Source organism: Aeromicrobium sp. REDSEA-S38_B2 (assembly GCF_001628525.1).
Classification (GTDB): Bacteria; Actinomycetota; Actinomycetes; order Propionibacteriales; family Nocardioidaceae; genus Aeromicrobium; species Aeromicrobium erythreum.
On the sequence record NZ_LUNH01000039.1, the window covers coordinates 22,898 to 28,979 of the forward strand.

9 protein-coding genes and 1 pseudogene are annotated in these 6,082 nt (G+C 71.4%); 1 reads left to right on the forward strand and 9 read right to left on the reverse strand.

Going from position 1 to position 6,082, the window contains the following annotated elements:
• Positions 1 to 14: 14 nt before the first annotated feature.
• From A6Q81_RS09590 to A6Q81_RS09630, 9 genes and pseudogenes are all read right to left on the reverse strand, one after another.
• Positions 15 to 605: a MerR family transcriptional regulator gene (locus tag A6Q81_RS09590; protein ID WP_067857303.1), complete on the reverse strand. Its 591-nt coding sequence runs from the start codon at positions 603 to 605 to the stop codon at positions 15 to 17.
• A 175-nt stretch (positions 606 to 780) separates the two neighbouring features.
• Complete coding sequence (locus A6Q81_RS09595; protein ID WP_286690317.1) at positions 781 to 1,242, reverse strand: bifunctional nuclease family protein; 462 nt, start codon at positions 1,240 to 1,242, stop codon at positions 781 to 783.
• 2 nt (positions 1,243 to 1,244) lie between these two features.
• The gene (gene ftsR / locus A6Q81_RS09600) at positions 1,245 to 1,961 is read right to left on the reverse strand and encodes a transcriptional regulator FtsR (RefSeq protein ID WP_067857297.1); all 717 of its coding nucleotides are present in this window, start codon (positions 1,959 to 1,961) and stop codon (positions 1,245 to 1,247) included.
• Positions 1,958 to 2,392, reverse strand: a complete 435-nt coding sequence (locus A6Q81_RS09605) for an FHA domain-containing protein (protein ID WP_067857294.1) — start codon at positions 2,390 to 2,392, stop codon at positions 1,958 to 1,960. Before A6Q81_RS09605 ends, ftsR begins: the two co-directional genes overlap by 4 nt.
• Before the next feature lie 152 nt (positions 2,393 to 2,544).
• The gene (gcvH, locus tag A6Q81_RS09610; protein WP_144433733.1) at positions 2,545 to 2,922 is read right to left on the reverse strand and encodes a glycine cleavage system protein GcvH; all 378 of its coding nucleotides are present in this window, start codon (positions 2,920 to 2,922) and stop codon (positions 2,545 to 2,547) included.
• Between the two features lie 52 nt (positions 2,923 to 2,974).
• Positions 2,975 to 3,391 (reverse strand): annotated as a pseudogene (locus tag A6Q81_RS09615) (DUF881 domain-containing protein); the annotation flags it as partial.
• Positions 3,392 to 3,579: 188 nt separating this feature from the next.
• Positions 3,580 to 3,912, reverse strand: a complete 333-nt coding sequence (locus A6Q81_RS09620; protein WP_067857287.1) for a small basic family protein — start codon at positions 3,910 to 3,912, stop codon at positions 3,580 to 3,582.
• Positions 3,909 to 4,724 (reverse strand): DUF881 domain-containing protein, encoded by an 816-nt coding sequence (locus A6Q81_RS09625; RefSeq protein ID WP_067857283.1) that lies wholly within the window; start codon positions 4,722 to 4,724, stop codon positions 3,909 to 3,911. Before A6Q81_RS09625 ends, A6Q81_RS09620 begins: the two co-directional genes overlap by 4 nt.
• An 8-nt stretch (positions 4,725 to 4,732) precedes the next feature.
• Entirely contained in the window at positions 4,733 to 5,242 is a 510-nt protein-coding gene (locus tag A6Q81_RS09630) for a CDP-alcohol phosphatidyltransferase family protein (RefSeq protein ID WP_286690318.1), read from the reverse strand.
• A gap of 185 nt (positions 5,243 to 5,427) precedes the next feature.
• Here A6Q81_RS09630 and A6Q81_RS09635 point away from each other — a divergent pair, with 185 nt between their 5' ends.
• Complete coding sequence (locus tag A6Q81_RS09635; protein ID WP_067857277.1) at positions 5,428 to 6,045, forward strand: superoxide dismutase; 618 nt, start codon at positions 5,428 to 5,430, stop codon at positions 6,043 to 6,045.
• Positions 6,046 to 6,082: the final 37 nt, after the last annotated feature.

Consider the following 6,082-nt stretch of genomic DNA (forward strand, 5'->3'; position numbering starts at 1 on the left):
CAGCGTGGCGCCCGTCAGCTGGTCAGACGGGCACGACGACGCGCCGACAGCTCGTCGTCGGCGGTCTCCGGAGCGACCGAGCGCTCGCTCGGCAGCTCGTGCAGCGACCCCTCGATCTCCTTCCAGACACCACCGATGGCGATGCCGAAGACGCCCTGTCCGCCCTGGAGGAGGTCGATGACCTCGTCGGCGGAGCGGCACTCGTAGACGCTGGCGCCGTCGCTCATGAGCGTCACCTGGGTGAGGTCGTCGGTCCCGCGCTCGCGCAGGTGCTCGACCGCGGTGCGGATCTGCTGCAGCGAGACGCCGGCGTCGAGGAGCCGCTTGATGATCTTGAGGAGCAGGATGTCCTTGAAGGAGTACAGGCGCTGCGTGCCCGAGCCCGTCGCCGAACGGACGGTCGGCTCGACCAGCTTGGTCCGGGCCCAGTAGTCGAGCTGGCGGTAGGTGATGCCGGCCGCGCTGCAGGCGGTCGGACCGCGAAAGCCCGTGTCGCGCGGGAGCGGCTCGACGTCGTCGGTGAACAGCAGGCCTTGGTCGCCGGCCTGCGCCGCGGCCTCGGCGGCCTCCAGGGCCGTCGCGTCGTCGTCGCGTCGCTCGATCATCGGGTCTCGCCTTCCAGACAAGGGTGAGGGGGAAGACCACCTCGGCGAAACTACAACGGTGTTCGCGTGCGGCAGTGCTCTCACGGTAGGCCCGGCGCGGACTCCGGTCAATCACTGCGACGGCGTGTCGCAACCCTTGCGTGAGGGTTGAGGGTTCGGGCGTCGACCCCCTGGGTCAGGCGAAGTCCTCGGGCTCCACGTGGTCGAGGAACGTGCGGAACCGCTCCACCTGCTCGTCCTCCTCGCGCGTCGAGGCGATGCCGGCCTCGTCGAGCACGTCCTCCGTGCACAGGATGCGGGCCCCGCAGCGCAGCGCGAGCGCGATGGCGTCGGACGGACGGGCGTCGGCCGTCGCGCCCGAGGCGAAGACCAAGGTGGCGAAGAACACGCCGTCGTCCACGTCGACGATGTGGATCTCGGTGAGCTCGTCGCCGAGCGCCTCGACGACGCGCTGCATGAGGACGTGCGTGAGGGGACGCGGGGTCGCCTCGTCCTGCTGGGCGAAGGCGATGGCCGAGGCCTCGACCGCACCGATCCAGATGGGCAGGTAGCGCGCACCCTCGCTCTCGCGCAGGAGCACGAGCGGCTGCTTGGTGGGCATCTCGACCCGTACGCCGAGGACGTCGAGCTCGCGCACGGTCAGTCCCGGAGCCGGTGCCGCAGGAGCACCGTGTGCAGACGCATGAGGAGGGCGGCCAGCTCCCCGAGCTGCTCCGCCGCGGCGGCCTTGTCCTCGCGACGACGACGCTCCGGCACCGCGCGGCCCAGCAGGTCGGACTCGCGCTCCGCCGCCGTGCGCACCGCACGCAGGTGGCGCGGCTCCACGCCGAGCGCGGACAACCGGACGACCGCGTCGACCACGACGAGGTCGTCGCCGTCGTACGCGTGCTGGCCCGGGCGACGCTCGAGCAACCCGTGCTCCTCGACCTGGGCGAGCAGCTCCTCGCTCGCGCCGGTGCTCTCCAGCACCTCCTCGCGGCTCAGCCGCATCCGGCTGCGGCCCTCCAGGAAGGCGCCCGGCGTCGGCAGGCCGTCGGCGTCGCTGGAGACCTCCGGCACGCGGACGTTGCCGTCGAGGTCGGTCTGCGGCACGAGGCCGCGGTCCATCTCGTCGAGCGCCTGTCGGATCGTGCTCAGGGGCCAGTACCGCTTCTGCTGGCGCAGCACGAACCGGAGCCGCTCGACGTCGTCGAAGGAGAACTTGCGGTACCCCGAGGGCGTCCGCTCCGGCTCGAGCAGACCCTCCCGCTCGAGGTAGCGGATCTTGCTGATGGTCAGCGACGGGAACTCCTCGCGGAGCTCCGCCAGGACCTTGCCGATCCCGAGCCGAGCCGTCTCCGGCAGCGGCTGGGTCACGCCTGGCCCCGCTGCGCGCCCGCGAAGTAGATGAGCCGGTACTTGCCGATCTGGACCTCGTCGCCGCCACCGAGCGCGATGTCGCCGTCGATGCGGTCGCGGTTGACGTAGGTGCCGTTGAGGCTGCCCAGGTCGCTGACGACGTAGCCGCGGCCGGACCGGCTGAACACGGCGTGGCGGCGCGAGACGCTGATGTCGTCGAGGAAGATGTCGCTGTCGGGGTGGCGCCCGACCGACACCGTGTCGGTGTCGAGCAGGAACCGCGCCCCGGCGCCCGGACCGCGCTGCACCAGCAGCATCGCGCTGCCCGCCGGCAGGTTCTCCACCGCGTCGACGTCGGCCGAGGTCATCTCCTCGGTGTCGGCGTCGATCAGCGGGATGTGCGTGGTCTCGTCCGGGACGTTGCCGTGCTCGGGACCGGGCGAGGTCATCGGATCACTCCTGGCTGTGCTCGAAAGGTGGTGGCTCGAGAGGTGGTGGCTGGGCCGCGAGGGCTGGGCTGCGAGGTCTCACCCCGGGGTCGAGGGTCGACGTGACCAACCTAGCACCCGTACCAGGTCGGGCCGGGTGGTCCGGCCCGACCTCAGGACGAGACGAGAGCCGTGTACTGCTCGGGGGCGAGCAGCGCGGCGGTGGCATCGTCGTCGGCGGCCCGCACCTTGAACAGCCAGCCCTCGCCGTAGGGGTCGGAGTTGATGACCTCGGAGGCACCGTCGAGGCTCTCGTTGCGAGCCACGACCTCGCCGCTGACCGGGCTGAAGACGTCGCTCACCGACTTCGTCGACTCCAGCTCACCCACGACCGACCCGGCCTGGACCTCGTCGCCGACGTCGGGCAGGTCGACGTAGACGATGTCGCCGAGCTGGTCCTGCGCGAAGTCGGTGATGCCGACGACGAGGACGTCGCCCTCCACGCGCACCCACTCGTGCTCTTCGCTGTAGTACAGGTCCTCAGGGATCACGCGGCGCTCCTGCTCGGTGTGTGGTGGTGCTGGGAAGGTGGTCGTCGGTCGCTCAGGGCGCGCCGACGTCGGGACGAGCGTACTCGGGGGTGCGCACGTCAGCCAGGGCCGTGATGGTGATCGTCGAGCGGCGGGCGACGGCGGCCTGCGCGCCGCGCGCCTGCAGCAGGTCGCGCACGCCGCCGCGGAAGGTGATGGACTCCTCGAGCGTGCTGGGGTCGCCGATCACGTCGAACACGTAGGGGCTGCTGACCTGGCGTCCGCCGATGCGCAGACCCTGCTCGTCGTCGAGCACGTACGTCTGGGCGACGACCCGCGCCGTGTCGTTGACGACGATCGCCTCCGCCCCGGCCTCGCGGAGCTCCTGCAGGACGTCGAGCACCAGACCGGCGTCGACGAGCCCGTCGGGGTCGGAGACGGTGAGCCGCACGCCCGGGCCCGTCGCGCCGACCGAGCCGGCGAGCACGGCGAGCTCCTCGGCGCGCTGGCGGGCGACGTCCTCGGACCAGCTCGACGCCGCGCAGCGAGCCGTAGTCGGTCGCGTCGTCCTGGCGGACCTGCACGGTCATGGCGAACGCCAGCCCGCCGACGAGCAGCGCGACCAGCACCTGCGACCCGGCGCGCCGGTGCGGTGCCGCCCGGTGCGGCCGCTCCGCGTCAGGCATGGAAGATCCTGCGGCGGATGGCGGCGGCGTTGGCGAAGATGCGGATGCCGAGCACGACGACGACGCCGGTCGAGAGCTGCGAGCCGACGCCGAGCTGGTCGCCGAGGAAGACCATGAACCCGGCGATGGTCACGTTGGAGATGAACGAGACGACGAACACGCGGTCGTCGAAGCGACGCTCGCCGAGCGCCCGCAGCGCGCCGACGACGGCATCGAGCGCGGCGACGATCGCGATCGGGAGGTACGGCTGCAGCCAGAGCGGCACGTCGGGCTGGAGGAAGAGGCCGAGGCCGACACCGACGACGAGTCCGATCACCGGGATCACGGTCTGCCCTCCCCTCGTGGACCGTCCGCCGCCGGGAGAGGCTCCGCGCGGCGCAGCGTGGTCCGTTGCTCGGGCGCCGACGGCACCACCTCGTCGTCCGATGGTGCCATGCCCACGGAGATGCCGGCGTCCTCGGCGCGCTCCTGGAGGTAGCGTCCCGCGAGGTTGGACTGCAGCCGGGACCGCAGCACCGCACCGTCGCCGAGGGCCACGATCCGCACCGGCACCTCGATGCGGCGGAAGTTCACCGTGATCGCGCCGTCGAGGGAGGAGATCGCCGAGGTCTCGGCGAGCCGCTGACCGCCGACCGACACGGCCTCGGCACCCGCGTACCAGAGCCCGTTGACCACGGCGACGACGTCCTGCGCGGTGACGCGGCCCGCGCGGGCACCGTCGGGGCTGCCCGCCATGGTGACCACCAGAGCCGTGCCGCGCAAGGACCGGGCCCCGGCCAGGACGGTGTCGGCGGCGACGTCGGTCGAGGTCTCCGCGGTCGAGCCGCCCTGCAGCGACGCGACCTGCTGGCGCAGCGCGCCGACGGCCTCCTGCCGCGCGGCCAGGACGTCGCGCCGGTCGGCGACGTCGGCGACGAGCGTGCGTCGCTCCAGCTCCGAGCCCGGTCGCTCGGTCTGGGTCTGGACCGCGGTGACCGTGAGCATCGCCGCGAGCACCGCGACCACCACGCCCACGGCCGGGGTAGCGACGGCGCGCTGGCCGTACCGCTCCCCCGCCCGCACGACGTAGTAGTCGTCGTCGAGCGCGTTCTCCGCGACCTGCTCCAGCAGGCTCTCCGCAGGACGGACGACAGCCACGGCCGACCTCAGCGAGCGAGGGGCTCGGTCGTGGCGAGGAGGCGTCGCACCTGGAAGGCGTAGAGGACACCGCCCCACCAGTACAGACCGACGCCCCAGATCGCGAACGCCCAGCCGAAGACCTCGGCGAGGTCGGCGACCGTGCCCGACCCGTCGCCGAGCAGCAGCAGCGGGAAGGCGTAGAGCAGCCCCGCCGTGGCGGCCTTGCCCAGGAAGTGCACGGGCAGCGAGCTGTACCCGCGGGTGCGCAGGAACGGCACGAGGCTGAACAGGAACACGTCGCGCAGCGGGAGCAGCACCGCGAGCCACCACGGGATGATGTCGCGCAGCGCCAGCCCGACGACGACGGCGAGGATGTACAGCCGGTCGGCGACGGGGTCGAGGATCGCGCCGATCTTCGACGTCTGGTTCAGCCGGCGGGCCAGCTTGCCGTCGAGGTAGTCGGTGACGCCGGAGACGACGAGCACGAGCAGCGCCAGCACGTCCTCCTCGGGCGTGACGAGCCTGTCCTCACCCACGTCGACCCTCTCGCAGCTCCTTCATCGCGCGCTCAGCCTAGGGCATCGTCGACGGGGCGGGTGACTGCCGGGCCCGTCCGCATCGCGGGCCGGTCTTGCGTGGGCGTGAGCGACTGACAGACTGAGGGAGCACGATCCGTAACGACATCCGCGGGCACCGCGAGTGCCCCGACCTAGGAGGACGCGTGGCCGACTACACCCTGCCCGACCTGCCCTACGACTACGGTGCGCTGGATCCGCACATCTCCGGCAAGATCATGGAGCTGCACCACAGCAAGCACCACCAGAACTACGTCAACGGCCTGAACACGGCCCTCGAGAAGCTCGAGGCGTCCCGCGCCGACGGTTCGTACGACACGATCAACCTGCTCGAGAAGAACCTCGCGTTCAACCTCGGCGGCCACATCAACCACTCCATCTTCTGGAAGAACCTGTCTCCGGACGGTGGCGACAAGCCGACCGGCGAGCTGGCCGCGGCGATCGAGGACAACTTCGGCTCCTTCGACGCCTACCGCGCGCAGTTCGAGGCGACGGCGCTCGGGATCCAGGGCTCCGGCTGGGCGATCACCGCCTGGGACACGCTGGGTCAGAAGCTGGTCATCGTCCAGCTGTACGACCAGCAGTCCAACATCCCGGCGACGCTGATCCCGATCTCCCAGCTCGACATGTGGGAGCACGCCTTCTACCTCGACTACCTCAACGTCAAGGGCGACTACGTGAAGGCGTTCTGGAACATCGCGAACTGGGCCGACGCCCAGGAGCGGTTCACCGCGGCCACGAGCGGCGGCCAGGTCCTCTTCTGAGACCCGGCAGCCCGCCACGCACGAGGGCCCCGCACCG